The 18,843-nt window shown below is 56.9% G+C and carries 16 protein-coding genes; 7 read left to right on the top strand and 9 right to left on the bottom strand.

What is annotated here, in order from left to right; genetic code table 11:
- Positions 1-11 precede the first annotated feature (11 nt).
- A complete protein-coding gene (locus QZR18_RS00600; RefSeq protein WP_295910010.1) occupies positions 12-785 on the top strand; it encodes a TetR/AcrR family transcriptional regulator in 774 nt (257 codons plus the stop codon).
- A 10-nt stretch (positions 786-795) separates the two neighbouring features.
- Positions 796-1,602 (top strand): serine hydrolase, encoded by an 807-nt coding sequence (locus QZR18_RS00595; protein WP_178706814.1) that lies wholly within the window; start codon positions 796-798, stop codon positions 1,600-1,602.
- Here the strand turns inward: QZR18_RS00595 and QZR18_RS00590 are convergent.
- The gene (locus tag QZR18_RS00590) at positions 1,586-2,371 is read right to left on the bottom strand and encodes an exodeoxyribonuclease III (protein WP_178706812.1); all 786 of its coding nucleotides are present in this window, start codon (positions 2,369-2,371) and stop codon (positions 1,586-1,588) included. The genes QZR18_RS00595 and QZR18_RS00590 overlap by 17 nt on opposite strands.
- Before the next feature lie 38 nt (positions 2,372-2,409).
- Between QZR18_RS00590 and QZR18_RS00585 the strand changes: the two genes are divergently transcribed.
- Positions 2,410-3,171, top strand: coding sequence for an SDR family oxidoreductase (locus QZR18_RS00585; protein ID WP_178706809.1), 762 nt, complete (start codon positions 2,410-2,412; stop codon positions 3,169-3,171).
- Between the two features lie 51 nt (positions 3,172-3,222).
- A complete protein-coding gene (locus tag QZR18_RS00580) occupies positions 3,223-6,006 on the top strand; it encodes a choice-of-anchor M domain-containing protein (RefSeq protein WP_295910034.1) in 2,784 nt (927 codons plus the stop codon).
- Between the two features lie 58 nt (positions 6,007-6,064).
- Here the strand turns inward: QZR18_RS00580 and QZR18_RS00575 are convergent, their stop codons facing one another.
- The 5 genes from QZR18_RS00575 to QZR18_RS00555 all read right to left on the bottom strand — a co-directional run bounded on the left by QZR18_RS00575 (position 6,065) and on the right by QZR18_RS00555 (position 11,521).
- Positions 6,065-6,535 (bottom strand): response regulator, encoded by a 471-nt coding sequence (locus tag QZR18_RS00575; protein WP_178706806.1) that lies wholly within the window; start codon positions 6,533-6,535, stop codon positions 6,065-6,067.
- The gene (locus QZR18_RS00570) at positions 6,532-8,634 is read right to left on the bottom strand and encodes a sensor histidine kinase (protein WP_178706803.1); all 2,103 of its coding nucleotides are present in this window, start codon (positions 8,632-8,634) and stop codon (positions 6,532-6,534) included. Before QZR18_RS00570 ends, QZR18_RS00575 begins: the two co-directional genes overlap by 4 nt.
- Positions 8,635-10,047, bottom strand: a complete 1,413-nt coding sequence (locus QZR18_RS00565) for a DASS family sodium-coupled anion symporter (protein WP_178706823.1) — start codon at positions 10,045-10,047, stop codon at positions 8,635-8,637.
- A gap of 139 nt (positions 10,048-10,186) precedes the next feature.
- Entirely contained in the window at positions 10,187-10,693 is a 507-nt protein-coding gene (locus QZR18_RS00560; RefSeq protein ID WP_295910005.1) for a hypothetical protein, read from the bottom strand.
- 9 nt (positions 10,694-10,702) lie between these two features.
- On the bottom strand, positions 10,703-11,521 hold the full coding sequence (locus QZR18_RS00555; RefSeq protein WP_178706797.1) for an HAD-IIA family hydrolase: 819 nt from the start codon (positions 11,519-11,521) through the stop codon (positions 10,703-10,705).
- 46 nt (positions 11,522-11,567) lie between these two features.
- On the opposite strand from QZR18_RS00555, the gene QZR18_RS00550 reads away from it, so the two are divergent.
- Positions 11,568-12,191 carry an RNA methyltransferase gene (locus QZR18_RS00550; protein ID WP_178706794.1) on the top strand — a complete coding sequence of 208 codons (624 nt, stop codon included), beginning with the start codon at positions 11,568-11,570 and terminating at the stop codon, positions 12,189-12,191.
- Here QZR18_RS00550 and QZR18_RS00545 read toward each other — a convergent pair.
- The 3 genes from QZR18_RS00545 to ugpC all read right to left on the bottom strand — a co-directional run bounded on the left by QZR18_RS00545 (position 12,188) and on the right by ugpC (position 15,636).
- Positions 12,188-12,937 (bottom strand): glycerophosphodiester phosphodiesterase family protein, encoded by a 750-nt coding sequence (locus QZR18_RS00545; protein WP_178706791.1) that lies wholly within the window; start codon positions 12,935-12,937, stop codon positions 12,188-12,190. The genes QZR18_RS00550 and QZR18_RS00545 overlap by 4 nt on opposite strands.
- A gap of 52 nt (positions 12,938-12,989) precedes the next feature.
- Positions 12,990-14,408 (bottom strand): DUF4032 domain-containing protein, encoded by a 1,419-nt coding sequence (locus tag QZR18_RS00540; protein ID WP_178706788.1) that lies wholly within the window; start codon positions 14,406-14,408, stop codon positions 12,990-12,992.
- A gap of 97 nt (positions 14,409-14,505) precedes the next feature.
- Positions 14,506-15,636 carry an ABC transporter ATP-binding protein gene (gene ugpC / locus QZR18_RS00535; protein WP_048713871.1) on the bottom strand — a complete coding sequence of 377 codons (1,131 nt, stop codon included), beginning with the start codon at positions 15,634-15,636 and terminating at the stop codon, positions 14,506-14,508.
- A 209-nt stretch (positions 15,637-15,845) separates the two neighbouring features.
- On the opposite strand from ugpC, the gene QZR18_RS00530 reads away from it, so the two are divergent.
- The gene (locus QZR18_RS00530; RefSeq protein ID WP_178706785.1) at positions 15,846-17,726 is read left to right on the top strand and encodes a serine/threonine-protein kinase; all 1,881 of its coding nucleotides are present in this window, start codon (positions 15,846-15,848) and stop codon (positions 17,724-17,726) included.
- A 141-nt stretch (positions 17,727-17,867) separates the two neighbouring features.
- Positions 17,868-18,719 (top strand): thioredoxin domain-containing protein, encoded by an 852-nt coding sequence (locus QZR18_RS00525; RefSeq protein ID WP_295910001.1) that lies wholly within the window; start codon positions 17,868-17,870, stop codon positions 18,717-18,719.
- The last annotated feature ends 124 nt before the right edge of the window (positions 18,720-18,843 follow it).

Genomic DNA, 18,843 nt, shown 5'->3' with positions numbered 1-18,843 from the left:
AGGAGGTAGCCGTGAGCGAAGACGAAAATTCGCAAGCGGGTCCCGCCCGTAAGAAGCGAGGTAGCTACTCCGTTGGACGTTCCACCCGGACAACGATTATTCGCGGGGCAACGCAGTTGTTGTCCATGCGCGGCTACTACGGTTTTTCTCTGCGAGATCTTGCTGAAGAAATCGGCGTTTCCCATCCGACCGTGATGTATCACTTCCCGACGAAGGATGCTCTGGTCCTGAACGTTATCGAAGCTTTCGAAGAGGCTTTCGGTATTTTCGATGTTGAGGTTGTGACTGCCGAAATGGAAGATGGTACTCCCGGCGATCCGATCCTTGAAGAACGCGGCGCAAAAGTTGCGACGATGAATGAGTGGATCGCTGCGCACCTGCGCCTTGCTGCAGCCTCCGACAACCAGGTCATGACTGATCTGGATCGAGTTTTTACCGTTGAGTCTGTAAACGAGAGCCATCCGGCCCATGATCATTTCTCATATCGAGTTGATGCGATGCTTCAGCTCCTTGAGAAACTGGCCAAGGAGATGCCCGATTATGATCCCGAGAATCCGGTGGATACTCGCAGGCTTGTCGAGCGCTGGTACGGAATGGTGATCCTCGGTGGTTGGGACGGCGAGCGTCTTGATAGCCGTGAACTCATCATTAAGTACCTGGCCTTCGCGGTTCGGGAATTGCGTTATAGCGCTGAGCAGCTTCTCGCGCTTGGATCGATGATTCCACGTAAGGCAGCGGCGCCCTTCCAGCAGCTCCTGGTGGAGTACTCCAGCGCTCAGAACTGACGTACGAGCGATGTCTCCAGAGTTTTCCTCGATTCCCTTCCAGGCTGCGATTTGTGCTGAAAGTGACGGCGGTAGCTCGCTGAGCTGGGGGGATCCTCAGGAAGTTTTCCCTCTGGCCTCGGTCACCAAACTTTTCACCGCGTGGTCCGCGCTGGTTGCGATTTCTCGGGGTCTCATTACTTTGGATGCGCCCGCTCCCTTCCCGGGAGTGACGCTTGAGCACCTGCTCTCGCATGCCTCGGGAATGGCGATGAACGAGGCGCACCTGCAACGTGCACCAGGGGAGCGGCGAATCTACTCAAATGCGGGAATTGAAGTTGCCGGACAGATGCTTGAAGAAGCGACGGGAAGCCCGATTTCTCGCTGGATTGAAGAAAGCGTCAGTGAGCCTTTGGGGCTGGCGAGCGTAGAGATTGAAGGTTCGCCGGCCTATTCGGGCCGTGCGAATGCAGCTGACCTGATGGTGTTTGCTCGCGAACTTGCCCATCCGACTCTGGTATCAAGCGAGCTCGCGTCCAGTGCACGGAGTGTTCACTTCCCTGAACTGACTGGGATTGTCCCCGGGTATGGGAACTATCGTCCCTGTCCGTGGGGATTGGGGTGTGAAATTAAGGGAGAAAAGAATCCCCACTGGACTTCGCCCCAGTCGTCTGCGGCAACTTTCGGTCACTTTGGGCAGGCTGGATCATTCCTGTGGGTTGATCCGCTTTCAGGTGAACGCGCGGTTTTTCTTGGCGAAAAGCCTTTTGGGCCGTGGCACCACGACAATTGGAGCGCCCTGAACGAGGAAATCCTGCACGCTATGCGAGGTCAATGATCACGGGAACGTGATCAGAAGCGCCCTTTCCCTTGCGTTCGTCACGATCAATTTCTGCTGCGGTGACGCGTTGCGCAAGCTCGGGCGAGGCGTAGATAAAGTCGATGCGCATTCCCTCATTTTTGGGGAAGCGAAGTTTCTGGTAGTCCCAGTAGGTGTATTGATCGACGCGCTCGCGGGTAACCTCTTCCCAGCCGTGTTGAGCGAAAGCGAAAAAGGCATCTCGTTCGGCAGGGGAGACGTGTGTCTGACCTTCGAAAGCGGTTACATCCCAAACGTCATGATCGTAGGGTGCGATATTCCAGTCGCCAACCAGTGCAATTTGGCGTTTTTCTTCAAGCCAAGAATCTCCAACTGTGAGTAGGGCTTTGAGCCATTCGAGCTTGTAGGAGTAGTGCGGATGGTCGAGCTCGCGTCCGTTCGGAACGTAGAGGCTCCACGTTGTCACTTCTTGGTCGCCGTCACGTACTGTGACGCCCAGAGCGCGGGCCTCGACAACTGCGGGGTCACCGAAGGCAGGTTGTCCCGGGAAATTCACCTCGTGTGAAACGATCGGGAGGCGCGAGGCGATAGCGACGCCATTCCACTGGTTCAGGCCGTGCATGATCACCTGGTAACCGGCGGCCTCGAAGGCTTCAACTGGGAATTGCTCGGGCTTGCACTTAATTTCCTGCATTGCCAAGACGTCGATATTGGCGCGCTCAAGGAAAGCGATGACGCGGTCGACGCGTGTACGAATTGAGTTAACGTTCCAAGTTGCAAGCCTCATGCAATCCAGCATACGCAAAGGTCGTTAAGATGATGGCCATGGGTATCGCACTTGTGACCGGAGCAACCTCGGGTATTGGCGAAGAATTTTGCTGGCAGCTAGCAGCGGCTCATCACGACCTGGTCCTCGTGGCGCGGCGCGAAGAGAAGCTGCGTAAGCTCGCTGAGGATTTGCATCAGATCGCTGGAGTCAATGCGGAAGTGATCGTTGCTGATCTAGGCGTTGCTGGTGATGTTGAGCGTGTTGCTCAGCGTTTGTCAGATGAGCAATCGCCCGTTGGTTTGTTGGTGAATAACGCTGGTTTTGCACTGGGGTGCTCATTTATCGATAACGCCATTGAGGCCGAAGAAAACGCTCTGGATGTTATGGTTCGTGCGCCCATGGTTCTTTCCTATGCTGCATGCAAGGCCATGCGTGCGCGTGGACGGGGAGCCATCATCAATATTTCCTCGGTTGCATCAGAGACTGGCGCGGGGACGTATAGCGCGCATAAGGCGTGGATTCGTGCATTCAGTGAGGGGCTATCGGAGGAACTTCGGGGCAGTGGCGTCACCGTGACAGCAGTATGCCCTGGACCGGTGCACACGAACTTTTTCGAGGCCGCAGGCGTCGACATGTCCGCAGCGCCTCACTTGTTGTGGGCAACCTCAGAACAGGTCGTGACCGAGGCTTTGGCTGCGATGCGACGCGGTCAGGTATTGGTGACTCCCACGCCGGTCTACAAGGTGGCAATGGCTGCAATGCGAGTTGCGCCGCGTTGGGTCACGCGCCGCGTCATGCGCTTGCTTCCGCATATGTAGTGTTTTGTGTGCTCAGGGAGGAATTGACGCTCACATACTTCTTTTGTGATAATGATTCTCATTATGAGAGTAAAGAGGATCATTTCTACCGGAGCCCTAGCCCTGACCATTGCCCTTATGCCCCAGCTCGCATGGGCTGGGCCTGATCGCGATGCCGAATGGGTCGTTACCGGTCAACACGTCGATGCCCCCATTCCAATCTGGCATGCGGATACGCATAGTTTCACGATGAACACCATCAATATGCCGATGGAAAAGACCGTTCTCTGGCTTCCTAAAGCCTGGGCGGGCAGCGGAGCGCAAGAAGCGAAGTATCAATTAGAGATCCCTGAAAAGCGTCCTGACCTCGCCTTCCTTGGTCCTGAGCATTCAGTCCTCAACGCAGCCCCGCAAAACCCTGGTCCCAACAACACTCCAATTTGGGCGGGCCTCGGCGCAGACTCCTCTGTTGAATGGGCAGCGCCTGATGAATTTGATGGAAGCACCTATACCCTAGACCTGATTAATGTTGACGGTCCGGGCCGGATGGAGATGTTTATCGATCACGGAGACTCGGTGTCGCGTTTCCTGTCGAGCCACGATATCGCCTATCGATCGGTCTACAACCCGCGTCACACGCACCTTTTCACGACCTTCACACAACCGGGGCGCTACCAAGCGCGCTTCCGTGTGAATGCTCGTTCGATCGATGGGAAAACGATCTACACCTCGCCCATCCAGTCGCTGACCTGGCAGGTCGGTGGATCTAACCCCTCTTCCGGAAGCATCACAGATATTCACCAGGCATTTGCTGCTGCACAGGCACAGCGCAGCGATGGCGTTCAGGCGCAGCCCTCGTTGACGCTTGCTCCCAACTCGCAGCGTGAACACCCCGGAGACCAGCACCTGACTGAGATCACCTTCAATAGTGGTCACTCAACAGATCGCGGTCGCCTCTGGTTGACCGTCAACGGATACTTCCTCACCGAAGAACCCGTGGTTGACGGGAAAGCGCAGGTGCGTGAACTTCTGGGTGACGATGATGCGCTGGTTCAGGCGGTCTTTATTCCCGAGGCTGGAAGCGGTAGTGCGCGCTGGGCATCGACGCCTCAGGCCTTCTCTCAGCGCGACCGTGCGCAGGTGCGTGTCACCCGAGCGAGTTCGGTCATCATAGAGCCTTCTAATCCGGATCCGAGTCCCGTTTGGGATCCCGCGCAGATTTCAGTCTCGCGCCCGGGCGTTCATGTCTCCTATATCCGTAAGGAAGGAAGCGAAGACCAGTACACAGTTCAGGTCCAGGCTGACGACCCCGAATTGCGTGCTGCCTATAAGGTTGAGTTCTTCGAAAGCGAATATGACTTTTCCCCTTGGTGTGCCATTGAAGGCACTCTTGGAAAGGGGGGAATTGATATTCAGCAGCAAGATTTGGGTGCCTGCATGGGGCAGCCCATGTACATGAAATTTAGTGTTCGCCCGCACCCCAAGTCTTTGGCATCCATGACCACGAAGGCGCAGGAAGATGTGGAGCTATCCTCCTCATTCGGAATGGATCTGAAGTTGAAGATGTGGCCGGGTGGCAGCCCTGCTGAACCGGCTCCCGCACCAACCAGTGAACCGTTGCTTCCTTCTCCGGCGCCGACGCCTTCTCCCGCACCAAATATTCCTGATACCAGTAACGATCACGCGGCTGATGCCCTGAAGACCAATCCGGTCGAACTCGCACGCGGCCATATGGATCTGCGTCTTCGCGTGGATTCTGGCGCCCCCACGAACTACTCACTGGTGCTGAAGGATGATTCCCTAACGGGAGAGAAGACCTCAGTCATGCGTGCAATAGATTCAGTAACGTGGAAGGTCGGTGTCAACGCGCGCTTCACCCGTCCTCAGAGCCTCTCTGATCCCAGTTATGACGTTCTGGGCGCAATTGGCGAATCCAGCTATGTGCTTCCTGAAACTCAAAATCCCGACATCGTCTGGCCTGGGGTTAGCACGGAAGGTATCGACTATTCTCAATTCCCCAAGGGAATCGATTATGAGCTGAAGGTCGTGGAATCTCCGAAGGATTCGAGAGTTTCCTTCTTCCAGGGAGGAACCTTCGGTGGCCCGGCAAATATCATGGTCGACTCTGCAGACCCCGCAAAGTCGCTCATTCACACTGACTCGCCGACTCACATGCACGCAAACTGGGTGTTCTCGCGCCCCGGTCACTATCGACTACAGATTCGTGCGCTCGATGGAGACAAAGAGATCGCTGCACCGGTGAGCTGGAACGTATCCGTTCACGAGGCCGCGGTCCCCACGCCCGCGCCCTCAAGTGAACAGCCCTCTGAGCAGCCGATTCCTTCGCCCAGTCCCTCAGTAGACACTCCCTCAGTAGCACCGGCGCCAACGCCGGATCAAACAAGTGCTCCGACACCTGCCTCGACAGAATCTGCGCCCACTCCTGCGGCGAGTCCTTCGGCTGCAGATCCAAAGCTCTCGGAAACCCCAGCGGCTCAGCCAGACGCTCAAACGACTACGACCCCACCGAGCAATACTCTGGGGCAAGTGAGTGCGGGTGAACGCTTGCTCGGCTCGCGCTCTAACTCTTCGGGTTCCCGACGCGTTCTTGGGGGAGTAAGCGGTGGCGGCGGGGCTGTCCCATTGGCTGCCTCAGCAGAGCCAACGAGCACTCCGACGGTCAGTGAAAGTCCGGCTGCTGATTCAGATTCTGCAGCTCAAGCAGCTCAGCTGAGCAATGATGAGGCCGGCGAATCAACCGTGTCGCAAGTCCCACGCTGGTGGTGGATTCCTGCGGCGGCACTGGCAATTGTGCTGGGTGCTGGCGCTGCCCTGCTGATTCGTAGAAGACACTGACAACAAGCAAGTGCCCCGGTTGAACGCATCTCCAACCGGGGCACTTCAGTTTATTTCGCTACCGAATCGATTCCATGATTCGAACTGCGTCGAGTATGGGCATGTAGGGAAGAGGGTCGATTCCGGTCTCAAGCACATAGTCAGTGAGCTGCTCTCGGACAACGTTTCGAAGCGTTTGTGGATCCCAAGGCTTGGCAATGTAGTAATCCAAACCGGCTTGGTTCAGCGCCTTGATGGTGTCGCTTTGATCGGCCTGTCCCGTGACCAACACCGTGCGAGTCGAACTAAACCGTGGGTCTGCTGTCAGCTCAACAAGGAAATCGACACCCGACTTTCCCGGTAGGCGATGATCGGAGAGGACCAGGGCGAGCTCATCCCCGTCCGAGTTGATTTCGTCGATAACGCTCCACGCATCGGAGGCGTCTTCTGCCAATTCCAAACGGACGCGACCGTCGAATTCCTCAAGGTCACGTTCTAGCGCCTGACGAATATCGGCCTCGTCTTCGAGGGACAAAATGGTCAGCGTCATGATTCCTCCTCGTGTACATGGTGTGCTGGAATAAGGATCCGTATCGTAGTGGATCCCGGGTGAGAGTCAATGAGTAGTCGCCCATCCAAATCAGCGATGATCGAGTGGACGATGGACATGCCCATTCCCAAGCCGAAGCGCACGCGGCCAGCCTTCGTTGTGAAATGTGGTTCCATAATACGGTCCAAAACCTCGGGTGCAATACCGGGGCCGTTATCACTGATTTGGACCTCGACCTGATCTCCATCCATTGCTACTCGGATGGTAATTCGCGCTTCGTCATGGCCGCGCGCGGGAAGGTGAATTCCCGAGGCCGGACTGGCCTCTGCGCGCGCCTTGAGGTCTGCGGCCTCGTCCTCGATTGCTTCAGCCGCGTTCACAATGAGATTGGTCCAGACCTGCTGCAATTTGCTGGGGTGGGCGAGGACCGGCTCCACATCCTCGTATTCGCAGACGACATCAATCCCGTGAACCCGGTGCGAGGTTAATCGCAGTACATCATCGATCCCGCGCCGAACATCGACCTCTTTGCGCTCATCGGCATCAGGGCGCGCGTAGCCCTTTAATGACTGCGTGAGTGCGATGATGCGCTCACCAGATGCCAGGACTGATCGTAGGGAGCTTCCTAATCGAGCTCCTGTCTGGAAGGCAAGCAGCTGCTTGGGATCATCTGCGAGCTTTTGCGCCTGCTCGCGCTCGCTCAGCCCCGCGCGGATCAGCTGCCGAATAACGCTGCGATCGTGAAGGATTGGCAAGAATTCCTTTTGTAATTCCCTTTCGCGAGCGGTTGAAAGGGGCGGAAGGTCCATCGCAGAATTGAGCGCCTTGAGACATGCCTCCGGTTCGGGTGAACTAACCACGTCCTCGGTATCTTCGCGAAGATGCCCGGCCGCCCTCAAAAGGGCGGTGACGGGATTATTGAGTTCGTGGGCAATTCCAGCGCTGAGTTCGCCGAGCATGGCAAAACGCGCGCCTTCGACAAGCTTTGCGCGCGTTGCACGCAGGTCTTCCAAGGTAGCCGCCAGTTCTTCTTTTTGACGCTCCAAGTCTTCAGCCAACATCGCATTTTCAACATGAAGGTCCTCGGCTCGCATGAGACGTCGCGTCAGTGAACGAATTGCCAACGCAGTTAAAACCGTCGAAATTGATGGATCTTCCGTCAAGGCGATCTGAAGCTGTTCGGTGGTCAGACGCACCACCGTTGCTTCGCTTGTCGTCAAAGCGGTAAAAAAAGCATTCTCGCCTCGTGCAAGCGAAATAAGACCAATGAGCGGGCCCGAGGTCGCAAGGTGGGCAAGGACCTCGCCGTGGCGTGAGTCGCGGTGGAGCGAAACCGTCCCCTCGAGGACCAGGTGAACCGCTTCGACTCTGTGGCCCTGCGTCAGCAGGTGAGTTCCCCTTGGGAGAATGATCCGAGGCCGAGGCCCCAGGACCCTCTCGACACCTTCAAGTAACTCGCGAACAACCTGAGCCTCATTGAGATCTAGGCCTTCAAGGATAGGCCCTTGAACCGCGAAAGAAGGCGCGCCCTGGATGAGAGTGAGGATCTCTCCTCCGCAGTACCCACATTCCTCGAGGTAACGGCGCATGGTTGAATACGCCTGGCCGGACAGTAAGGGGACTGTCCACGGGGAGCGCACGACCGAGGCTAAATGTCCCGATTCCGTACATACCGCGAGGTCGGTATGAATTTCTTGGTCGCTCACGAGCATCCACTGTGTCGACGCCATGAGAGAGGAGGCGCGCGCAGATTCAATCAGGGCATCGACATTGGGGACCTCGCTGGTTGCAACTCCCAAGACCACATGGTCATCATCCCCTAGGTCCTCGAGGAAGACGCCCAGATCGTTGAGATCCTGGATGCGATCAAAGCAGAGGTTTGGGAAAGACTGCGTGAGATCGCGCGTGAGAGGAGCGGCAATTTGGCGGGAATTATCCCCAACTACTAGGACATGAATGTGATAGCCCACCCGGTGCCCACCACTGCGGACATCGGTTCGTTCAAGAATCTGAGCATCTCCTTGCGCAGGGCCTTGCGTCCACCCGTGCGCAAGCCCAGGTGCGCTCGCGGAAGAGGCCTCGGCTGGGGGGAAAGACACCTACATCACCCCTATCGCACCCCAAGTTAAAGGTGCGACGAAGGACAGAAGGATGATGCCGACAACGCCGACGATGATGCCAACGATGGCCATTTCCTTTGTCGGGGTGGTTCCTGTTGAGTAGGCAATCGCGTTCGGAGGGGTCGAAATCGGTAGGCACATGCCCAGCGAGCAGCCGAGGGCAATGACCATAGCGATCTCTGCGGCACCTGTCGATACCGTGGATGCTAGGCCCATACCCATGGGGACCAGAAGGTTCGCCGAAGCCGAGTGGGAGATGACGTTTGAGGTGACCCATCCGACCAGAGCCAGAACCAGAATGAGCAGCGCACCTGGGATCGAGGCCCACTGGATTGAACCGAGCATCCATTTGTCCAAGCCGGTCGCGCTGACACCGGAACCGAGCGCGATGCCTCCGGCAACGAGCCACAGAACAGGCCAATCCAATGCGCGCAGGTCATCACCGCTCATCACCTTGGTCATGAGCAGAATGACGACGGGGAGGAAGCCAACGATATTGGAGGAGATGTGATGCAGAGATTCGGTCATCCACAGAAGGATCGTCAGGCCTGCGACCGCGTAGAAAATGATGGCGCTCTTTGACTTCTCAAATTGTGCAGAGGTGTCAATGTCAAACTTTGCGTTGGACGGAATGTAGCGCCACGCGATGAATGCCCATGACAGTACCAGAAGAACCAACATGAGCGGGACGGCTGCCAGCATCCATTGGAAGAAGGTGACTTTAATACCCGCGTTTTCCAAGGCGCCCAGGGCGATGGCGTTCGGGGGAGTGCCAACAGGTGTTCCCATGCCTCCAACATTCGCAGCAACCGGGATCGATAAGGCGATACCTGTTCGTGCCTTACCTTCGGGAAGGGCCATGATGACCGGCATCATGACGGCAAACATGGTCGCCGTCGTTGCGGTGTTTGACATGAACATGCTCATGATTGCGGTGATGAGCATGACGCCCATGACGGTCAGTCGCGGCTTGCCAATGAATGGTTTCAGCAGCACTGCGGAGAGAGCGCGGTCGACCTTGTACTTCGCAGCTCCGTCGGCAACCATGAACCCGCCCAAGAAGAGGATGATGACTGGGTTGGCTAGAGCTCCAAAGAACTTTGTGTAGGCGGGGGCTTTTTCGGGGATGCTCAAAAGAGCATGGTCAGAGATGAAGAGGACCTCAAGGAAAATCACCAGGACCGCGGTACCCGCAAGCGGGACGGCCTCGGTGACCCACAAGAGAATTGCCGCCAAGAAGATCCCAAACATTCTGGTTCCCGAGGCATCGAGGCCCGGCAGCTGGATGAGCAGACAGGTGATGATCGATATCAGTGCGCCCACAGCTCCAAATACCTTGAAGGGGCTCAGGCGTTGCTTGGTCGCAGAAAAGTCAGCCGGTCGGGTCGACATGTTCTGCGCGGAGCGCGGGTTAATAGATACAGATGCAGTACTGCGGTTGCGGCGTACCATGGGCAGACCTCGTTGTCTTCACGGATTGAGTACGCATAATTATATGTCATACGTCACGTAATGATGACCATTTTGGTGATCAATCAGCAAGCGATGGCACGCAGTAGGTGAGTCCGGCTTCGCTTGCGAAATCCCGGGTCGAAGGGTCGGGGAGAAGGGAAACAACTCCGACCACCGTGGCGCCCGCGCCTTTAACAGCTTCATGAAGCACAGCGGTGTCGACCAAAGAAGAGTTCGCTAGAAGGACCGCCGGGCGCCCGTGGATGGGTGCGCCATTGAAAGGAGTGTCCGAGGCCGTCGCCTGAGCCGGACGGAGAAGTGCGGCATCCAGATCCAGCCCTCGCCCTCCTGCTGCGTGAATCATTGCGGCAGCAAGTGCGCCGTCACATTCGGGTGCGATCACCACTTCGTAGTCACCGATTGCGAGGTCGTTTTCCTCAAGAAGGTCAATGAGGACGTGACCGCACACGGCTGCACCTTGAGCGCTCAAAGAAATCTCATTGAGGTGCGTCAGTGGTTCTTCGGTGTCCAGTATCGGTGCAGTGAGCGTACGAAGGGCAAGGAGCTGAGGATCGTGAGTGATCATTGTTCCCATTCAGTTGGATGTGGGCTGGACGTAACGGATCAGGTCACCAATTCCGTTGTAGATACGGAAGGGACGGTAGGGGAAGTTCGCCACGTCATCTGAGTGCGTTGAACCCGAGAGCACCAAGAAGGTCCTCATGCCTGCCTCGACACCTGCGCGAACATCCGTATCCATGCGGTCGCCAACCATTGCAGCTTGTTCGGAGTGGGCACCGATCTTGTTGAGGCCGGCGCGAATCATAACGGGGTTCGGCTTACCGACGAAATAGGGAGCCTTGCCGGTCGCTGCCTGGATCATTGCTGCGATGGAGCCTGCTGCAGGTAGGGTTCCCTCATCGGAAGGGCCCGAAACATCCGGGTTGGTTGCAATAAACTTTGCACCGCGTTCGATCAGGCGGATTGCAGTGGTGAGTGCGTAAAAGTCATAGAAGCGAGTCTCTCCAAGAACGACGTATTCGGGGTCTTGGTCGGTCATCACGTAGCCCGCGGTGTGGAGGGCCGTCGTCAGCCCCGCCTCGCCGATGACATACGCCGTGGAGTTGGGGGACTGCTGAGAGAGGAACGAGGCAGTCGCATTGGCAGAGGTCCAAATGTGTTCCTCGGGGACCTTGAGGCCCGAGTTCGCAAGCCGAGCAGAAAGGTCACGGTTTGTGAAGATCGAATTGTTCGTGAGGACCAGGAAAGGGATCCCATTTTCTTCCAACGCTGAGATGAAGTCCTGAGCACCGGGAAGAGCGCGATTCTCTTTTACAAGAACACCGTCCATATCTGACAGCCATGCGCTAATTGGGGGCATATCCGACAGTGCGGTGGAAAGTGAATTCGTCATGCATCTAATGTATCTGTTTGCGGGTTCATTCGGTAGGAAGAAGGCGATGATGGACACAAACTCTCAGCCAGAAGTGGGCGTTGGCCCCTGGCCCGGCGGCCCCGAAAACTGGCCGAGCGATGATGTCTATGATCCTCAGCTCCTTGCCGATGGTGATCGGCGAAATGTCGAGGACCGCTACCGCTATTGGAAAATGGAGGCGATCATCGCCGATATCGCTGCCCACGCACTTCCCTTTGAGATCGCCATCGAAAATTTGGGACACGACTTCAATATCGGCTCAATCGTCCGTAGCGCGAATGCTCTGGGAGTTAGCCGCGTACATATTGTTGGAAGGCGACGATGGAATCGACGTGGTGCGATGGTCACGGACCGATACCTGGACGTTGTTCACCACAGTGATGTCACGGAATTCGCTGATTCGGTGCGTCAGCGGGGATTGTCGCTGGTCGGCATTGACAATGTGCCGGGCTCAATTCCGCTGGAAGGTTATCAGCTCCCCGCTCAGGCATGCCTGATATTCGGGGAAGAATCCAGTGGGTTGAGTGAAGAAATGCGCGCGCAGTGCGGTGAGATCCTCCACATCACGCAGCGGGGTTCGACTCGCTCAATGAACGTGGGCCACGCCGCGGCAATCGCCATGTGGGCGTGGGTGATTCAGCACTCTTAAGCGTGAGCTAGGGCCTCGGCGGGAAAATCTTGTACGCGGTCGGTAAAGATCCCGTTGACGCCCCATTTTGCGGCCGTGCGCGCATCCTCAAGGGAATTGACGGTCCAGGCATTCACTTCGAAGCCCGCGCTGAGCATCTCGCTGACCTCGGCCTCGGTCAGCCCTTCCCAAGCGGGATGGATGGCGCTGCACCCAAGATCGGCAGCCTGACGCCAGGAGCCACCAGTGACCTCATCGCGATGGCACAGCCAGGCCAGCGGCAGCTCGGGCATTGCCCGGCGGACAGCGCCGAGCAGCTCGTGGTCGAAGGAAGAAATCAGCAGGCCGCCCTCATTTTTGAAGGACTGCAGTGCGACCTGAAGGTTTTCAACCAATGTATCGCGGCGTTTTCCCTCGGCTCGCGGCTTCAGCTCAATATTGAAGGATGTCTGCGTCGCATTCGCAAAAGACACCACATCGGCCAGCTCAGGAATGCGTTCAAAACGGTAGGTCGGAGAAAACCACGCACCCGCATCAAGTCGGCGCAGTTCTCCGTAGCCCCAGGAATCCCAAGAGCCTGAAGAATTCGTTGTGCGGTCGACCGTGTCATCGTGGATCACCAGCAGCGTCCCATCAGCCATGACGCCCACATCGCATTCGCACCAGCGTGCGCCAATTTCCGAGGCCTTGGCGAAGGCTGCGATCGTATTCTCGGGTGCAAGGGTCGATGCGCCGCGATGGGCAATGATCTTTGGGAATTCGCTCATTGTGTATCCTTCATTTCTTCGCAACAGGTGCCGGTAGCCATCTCGGTCGGGTCTAGAAGTAATCGTCGACGGGAATTAATCCAATCCCCGGGACGAATTGCATCTTTGGACGACCGGGATTCTCGTCGGTCTCATCAGCTTTCCCATGCATTCCGTCAATTCCCGCGCGCTCTTCTTGGCGGCTAAAACCCTCTTCTTCGGTGAGCGTTTCCATCTCCGAGGCCGCGCCTCCGTCAGGTTGGGTCATCAGCGCCGGGTCCAGTAGCATCGCTTCGTCACGTTTGGTCGGAAGAATGCTCTTCACGTAAGACTCAATCGCCTCATCTTGAGGGATATCGCGCCCGGCTTCTTCGGCCAAATACCAGCGGTGTTCAAGGAATTCGTGGAAAATCTGTGCGGGTTCAAGCTTTGCAGCAAGTTCTGCGGGGACAGCGCTGATGACGGGTTCGAAGACTTCGTTCATCCATTCGTGCGCAACGATTTCCAGGGGGATCTTGTTCTTCCCGGTCATCGCACGGTAGGTTTCGATGTCGTTGAGCATTCGCTGTGACTGATTTTCGCCGACATCCATACCGGTCAAGCGCATGAGCTTTCGATGATGATGTCCTGCGTCGACAACCTTCGGAGTGATGATCATGTGGGTGCCATCAAGATCCGAGGACATCTGGAGTTCTCCGACTTCGAAGCCCAGGTCATTGAGGCGGCGGATGCGCTGAGCAACACGCCATTTTTGGTTGGTTTCAATGACTTCAGGGCCCGTGAGTTCATTCCAGAGCTCAAGGTAGCGTGAACGAATACGGTCGCCGACTGCGATGGGGTCTTCTTCGCTGGGGAAGAAAGAACCGGCCTGCAAGTCCATGAGCTCGCCGATGATGTTGGTGCGTGCAAGATCGACGTCGTATAGACGTTGCCCTTCGGTGAGTGAAGGGTGAATTTCACCGGTTTCTGCGTCGACGAGGTAGGCGGAAAATGATCCGGCATCACGCCTGAACAGGGTGTTTGACAGTGAAACATCGCCCCAATAGAAGCCCAGAAGATGGAGGCGAACAAGGAGGACGGCCAAAGCGTCAATTAAGCGTCCCGCGGTGTCGGGGGACATATGCTGCGAGAAGACTGCACGGTAGGGAAGGGAGAACTGCAGGTGTTCAGTCACCAATACGGCTGCGAGCTCCTCACCAAAGGCATCCCGTCGGCCGCTGACGACTGCTGTGGGGATCACCGAGGGAGCTCCCATTCGTGAGAGGTCGCGAAGGAGTTCGTACTCTTTGTACGCGATGTTTTCCCCGATCTCTTTGACTGCGATTACCCTGTCGGAAAGATTGACGAAGCGAACGACGTGGCGTGAAATGCCGCGGGGAAGTGCGGCAAGGATTTCCGTAGGCCAGTCTTCAAGGGGAAGGTCCCAAGGCAAATCCAGCAGTGCCGGGTCAACCGTTGCTGCCGTGATCTCAAGCGTTGAGGGAATGGGCATGGCTCTATTGTCTCATTCATTGCGCGATAGGGCACGGGGCCCGCAACCGTGTGGTTGCGGGCCCCGTATGAGCCGTATTAGTGATCAGAAACCTTGATCACTCGGGCAGACGATCGCCGGTGGATGCAGAGAAGTTGTGCTGCTGTCCAGCCTTGATGCGAGTGTGGATCACGCCGCCGGGCTTCGGAGCGGTACGCGGAGGAACGCGGACGATCAGCTGCTCGCCCTTTCCTTCGTTGCCCGAACCCAGGCCGTGGCCGGAGTCTGCGCCTGCAAGGTGACCGTAGATGTAGGCGTCCGAACCCAGTTCCTCAACGAATTCAACTTCGATCGGAATGGTGTTCTCGGTGTCCTCAGAAACAACCTCGAGGCCCTCTGGACGGAAGCCGATCGTGATCTTGCCTTCGTCTTCGGGAACCATGGCATCCAAGGTTGCCTGTGACAGCGGAACCTCTGCGGTGCCGAGCTTTGCAACGTTGCCCTCGACCTTGAACTTGCCCAGGTTCATGGCGGGGGAGCCGATGAAGCCCGCAACGAATTCGTTGGCCGGGTGCTCGTACATTTCCTGAGGAGTTCCAACCTGCTGGAGCAGGCCGTTGTTCAGAACCGCAATGCGGTCACCCATGGTCAGAGCTTCGGTCTGGTCGTGGGTCACGTACACGGTGGTGACGCCCAGCTCGCGCTGCAGCGAAGCAATCTGGGTACGGGTCTGGACACGCAGCTTGGCGTCCAAGTTAGACAGAGGCTCATCCATAAGGAAGACCTGAGGCTTACGGACGATTGCACGGCCCATGGCCACACGCTGACGCTGACCACCGGAAAGTGCCTTCGGCTTACGATCCAAGTAGGGCTCCAGGTCGAGGATGCGTGCTGCTTCCTCAACGCGCTGAGCAATCTCAGCCTTGGGGGTGCCTGCGATCTTCAGTGCGAAGCCCATGTTCTCGCGAACAGTCATGTGCGGGTACAGAGCGTAGTTCTGGAAGACCATTGCGATGTCGCGGTTCTTCGGCTGTACGTCGGTGACGTCCTTATCGCCAATGAAGATACGGCCGGAGTTCACGTCTTCAAGACCTGCGAGCATTCGCAGGGACGTGGACTTGCCACAACCGGAAGGACCGACGAGAACCAGGAATTCACCATCCTGGATCTCAAGATCGAGCTGATCGACTGCTGGCTTATCAGACCCGGGATAGATGCGGGTCGCCTTGTCGAAAGTTACAGTTGCCATATTGAACCTCCACCGGCGGTACGTGCCGGACGATCCTTTGTAGAGACCAGACGACAGCGTCTTCACTGCCGCCGCGCTTGCCCCACATCAGATGTGAAGTTCGCACTCGCTCACCATAGCACCGCTTGTCGCACAAATTCCAGCCCTATTTGTTGTCGACAGCGCACTTGAGCCCTGAAATCCGTCGACCATTCGCTAGGCTTGGGGTGATGCGTGAGCAAGACATGATTGGTGGGTACCGCCTTCTCAAGCGCCTGGGCGCGGGAGGCGCTGCCACCGTGTGGCTTGCCTGTGACGAGGCCGGAGAACGCGTTGCGTTAAAAATCCTTCACCCCGCCTTGGCTGCCGATGAGGACTATCGTGAGCGCCTCTTACGTGAAGCTCGGACGGTTAACTCGATTCGCGGTGGAGGGGTTGCGCACATCTTAGATATTGAGATCGATGCCACCCAACCCTTCGTCGTTAGTGAGTACATCCCCGGCCCGACTCTATCCGAACTTCTTGCCAGAGGGGCATTGAACATCGGTGGTGTAGCCGCGATCGGCGGCGCTCTTGCTCAAACCCTTGAAGATGTTCATGCGCGCCGGATTATTCATCGCGACGTCAAAGCCTCCAATGTTATTTGTTCACCCCGCGGTCCTGTACTCATTGACTTCGGTATCGCGATGGGACAGGACGAGGCTCGGCTCACCCAAACCGGCCTCGTTTCCGGTACCGCGGGCTATACCGCACCCGAATTGCTCAGGGGAGGACGGGCCTCGGCGGCTACGGACTGGTGGGGCTGGACGGCAACTCTGCTGACTGCGCTCACCGGACGCCCACCCTACGGAGAAGGCGCAACAGAAGGGATTTTGGACCGAGTCCTTAAAGGCGAACCTGATACGCGAGGACTTGATCCGCGAGTTGCTTCGCTCATGCGCATGGCGCTGCATCCAGACGCTCATGTGCGTCCAAGCCCAGATCAGGTTGTTCGAGAGCTGGCGCAGTGGGGTAGATTCCGCCTGAGCGATATGGCGGTCTATGGCGGCTCTATGGCGTGGGAAGGCCTCAATTGGGCGCGTCTTCTTGCACCTGCAACCTCCTCACAGGCTCCCACTGTGGTGGCCGGCTTGAATGAGCGCGATGAAGGCGAAGAGCGCTTTGTCTCTGACCAAGAGCATACTTCGCTCCTTGAGCCCGCAGACGCGGATGCAACTCGCGTAATGGAGAGTGGTTTTGCTGAGGATCCCTCCTATGTTGATCCCGAGGCCACGCAGGTTTATCCCCAGACCGCCACTGACCCTCGAGGCTGGGAAGGCAGAGGCGGGGGAGGGGAGACTGCTTATTTGTCTCCCGTTGCTCCAACGGCCTCGTCAATGGGAACAAGCTATCTTCCCGCAGAGGATGGATACCGTCAGGCGGCAATTCCTCCGAATGTCGAGTTCGTGACGGAACAACGTCATTACGAGTGGCAGCACCTGAAAACTGCGAATTTCATTGGACTTATCGCGCTGGCTGCGCTTGCTCTTGCACCTATATATATGGGGATGAGCGGGCTCATCTTTGTCGGCGTGATCACTGCTATTTTCGCGGCTCTGGGCGGTGCATACAGATGGCGAGAAAACCGCCGGATCCGAAATCAAGAGGTTCGTTCCAGTGACAACTGGGCAGCTCTGGGAATGCTTCCCTTTACGGGACTGGGAGCAATACTGTCGACGGCAATTGGCCTTTTCCCGGGGACGGCATTGGCGTGGGGGCAATGGGTTCTCTTCTCACGTGATTTCTACGCAGAGATTGGCTGGTCAATTCACTCGGGCTTTTTCGCAACTAGGTTGGGTAACCCCGGCATTTCGTGGTTCCCTCTGGTCCTGACAGGACAGACACCCATTCAGTCTGATTCCTGGCTAGCAATGAATCCATCCTGGGTTCTACTGACGTGGGTACTGACAACGATTTCCCTGTGGGGAATGTGGGTGATGCCAACGGGGCGGCCGCTTCGCACTGGCCTGAGCGTAGCGGTACGGGTCTGCACGCCGCGAGTGTGGATGCAGGTCATTCTCGGGCTGATTGGTGTACTTGCTATCGGTGTTATTCTCGCGGGGAATTTCTGACCGAGTGAACGCATACCCTCTGCGGTGGACGCTTGCGTCTGCGTCCCTGCGGAATGAAATGCGTAGCGTCAGTGTTGGTATTGTGCGTCGGCGGGTAATGCTCGCTAGGCTTGGATGCACATCAACAGAAAGGCCCAGATAATGGCAAAGCCGTCTCGCTCGCAGGAAGTGCGTGAGAAAGCTCAGCAACTGCGTGAGCAGCAGGCACGTGCGGATCGTCGAACCCGAAATATCATCATCGGATTGGTCGCACTGATTCTTGTTGTGATCATTGGAGCAATCGCTGCGGTGATCATTCAGTCGAACCACAAGAAGGCTCAGGACAGCCAAGCTGCGACCGCTACTATCGGTACCTACGGGGATGGCGCACCGATTGTGGTTTCTCACTTGGGTATTGGCAAGGTCGACGAATCTCTTCCGACGCTGACGGAATACTTTGATTACTCCTGCCACGTCTGCGCAGCCTATGACGTTGCTTTCGGTGAGCAAGCCACTCAAGATGCTCTCGATGGCAAGTTCAATATCAAGTACCAGCCAGTGAATACGGTGAAGGCGCCTTATCAGTACGCCGCAACCACCGCTTCTTTGATCGCGGCGCAAAAGGTCGATGCTCAGACCTGGGGCAAGTTCCACAATGCACTTCTTGCCTACTTCAACGAGGCCTACAACTCGGGTAACGGCTCCGTTGTTCAGGACCTGTCGAAGTCAGCCAAGCAGGTCAAGACCATTGCCTCGCAGGTTGGAATTCCCGAGGATGTGGTGAATTCCTTCCCCGAGAATGGTGTTGATGAATACCTGACTAAGACCACTCAGGCGTGGGCAAATGCCACCTACGAGGGGCGCAGTCCCAATTCCTTGGGTACTCCCGAGTTTGTCATCAATGACAAGACTGCTCTGGACTTCTCGAAGTTTGGCGTGACCACGGTTGATGGTGTGTACCCGGTAATTCAGCAGCAGCTTGCTACCGCGGGAACGGCATCCGCTTCGAAGTAAGGGCAATGTGATCCCCTAGGGTAATCGCGCTTTGGAACTCGAAGTGTGAGGGCGCGTGCGTGACGTGGTCGCGTGCGCGCCCTTTCTTTGTAGCTGTGGGGGCTGCTGGAGCGTAGCGTTTTTG

Source organism: uncultured Actinomyces sp. (assembly GCA_900541895.1).
GTDB lineage: Bacteria > Actinomycetota > Actinomycetes > Actinomycetales > Actinomycetaceae > Pauljensenia.
Note: the sequence above shows the minus strand (reverse complement) of the source record. Positions and strands in the feature narration are given on the sequence as shown.

Coding starts and splice junctions, on each gene's coding strand:
- QZR18_RS00590 (WP_178706812.1), bottom strand. CDS start 2,371: ATGAGGCTTGCAACTTGGAACGTTAACTCAATTCGTACACGCGTCGAC.
- QZR18_RS00530 (WP_178706785.1), top strand. CDS start 15,846: ATGCGTGAGCAAGACATGATTGGTGGGTACCGCCTTCTCAAGCGCCTG.
- QZR18_RS00550 (WP_178706794.1), top strand. CDS start 11,568: ATGATGGACACAAACTCTCAGCCAGAAGTGGGCGTTGGCCCCTGGCCC.
- QZR18_RS00545 (WP_178706791.1), bottom strand. CDS start 12,937: ATGAGCGAATTCCCAAAGATCATTGCCCATCGCGGCGCATCGACCCTT.
- QZR18_RS00555 (WP_178706797.1), bottom strand. CDS start 11,521: ATGACGAATTCACTTTCCACCGCACTGTCGGATATGCCCCCAATTAGC.
- QZR18_RS00565 (WP_178706823.1), bottom strand. CDS start 10,047: ATGTCGACCCGACCGGCTGACTTTTCTGCGACCAAGCAACGCCTGAGC.
- QZR18_RS00525 (WP_295910001.1), top strand. CDS start 17,868: ATGGCAAAGCCGTCTCGCTCGCAGGAAGTGCGTGAGAAAGCTCAGCAA.
- QZR18_RS00540 (WP_178706788.1), bottom strand. CDS start 14,408: ATGCCCATTCCCTCAACGCTTGAGATCACGGCAGCAACGGTTGACCCG.
- QZR18_RS00595 (WP_178706814.1), top strand. CDS start 796: ATGTCTCCAGAGTTTTCCTCGATTCCCTTCCAGGCTGCGATTTGTGCT.
- QZR18_RS00580 (WP_295910034.1), top strand. CDS start 3,223: ATGATTCTCATTATGAGAGTAAAGAGGATCATTTCTACCGGAGCCCTA.
- QZR18_RS00560 (WP_295910005.1), bottom strand. CDS start 10,693: ATGATCACTCACGATCCTCAGCTCCTTGCCCTTCGTACGCTCACTGCA.
- QZR18_RS00575 (WP_178706806.1), bottom strand. CDS start 6,535: ATGACGCTGACCATTTTGTCCCTCGAAGACGAGGCCGATATTCGTCAG.
- ugpC (WP_048713871.1), bottom strand. CDS start 15,636: ATGGCAACTGTAACTTTCGACAAGGCGACCCGCATCTATCCCGGGTCT.
- QZR18_RS00585 (WP_178706809.1), top strand. CDS start 2,410: ATGGGTATCGCACTTGTGACCGGAGCAACCTCGGGTATTGGCGAAGAA.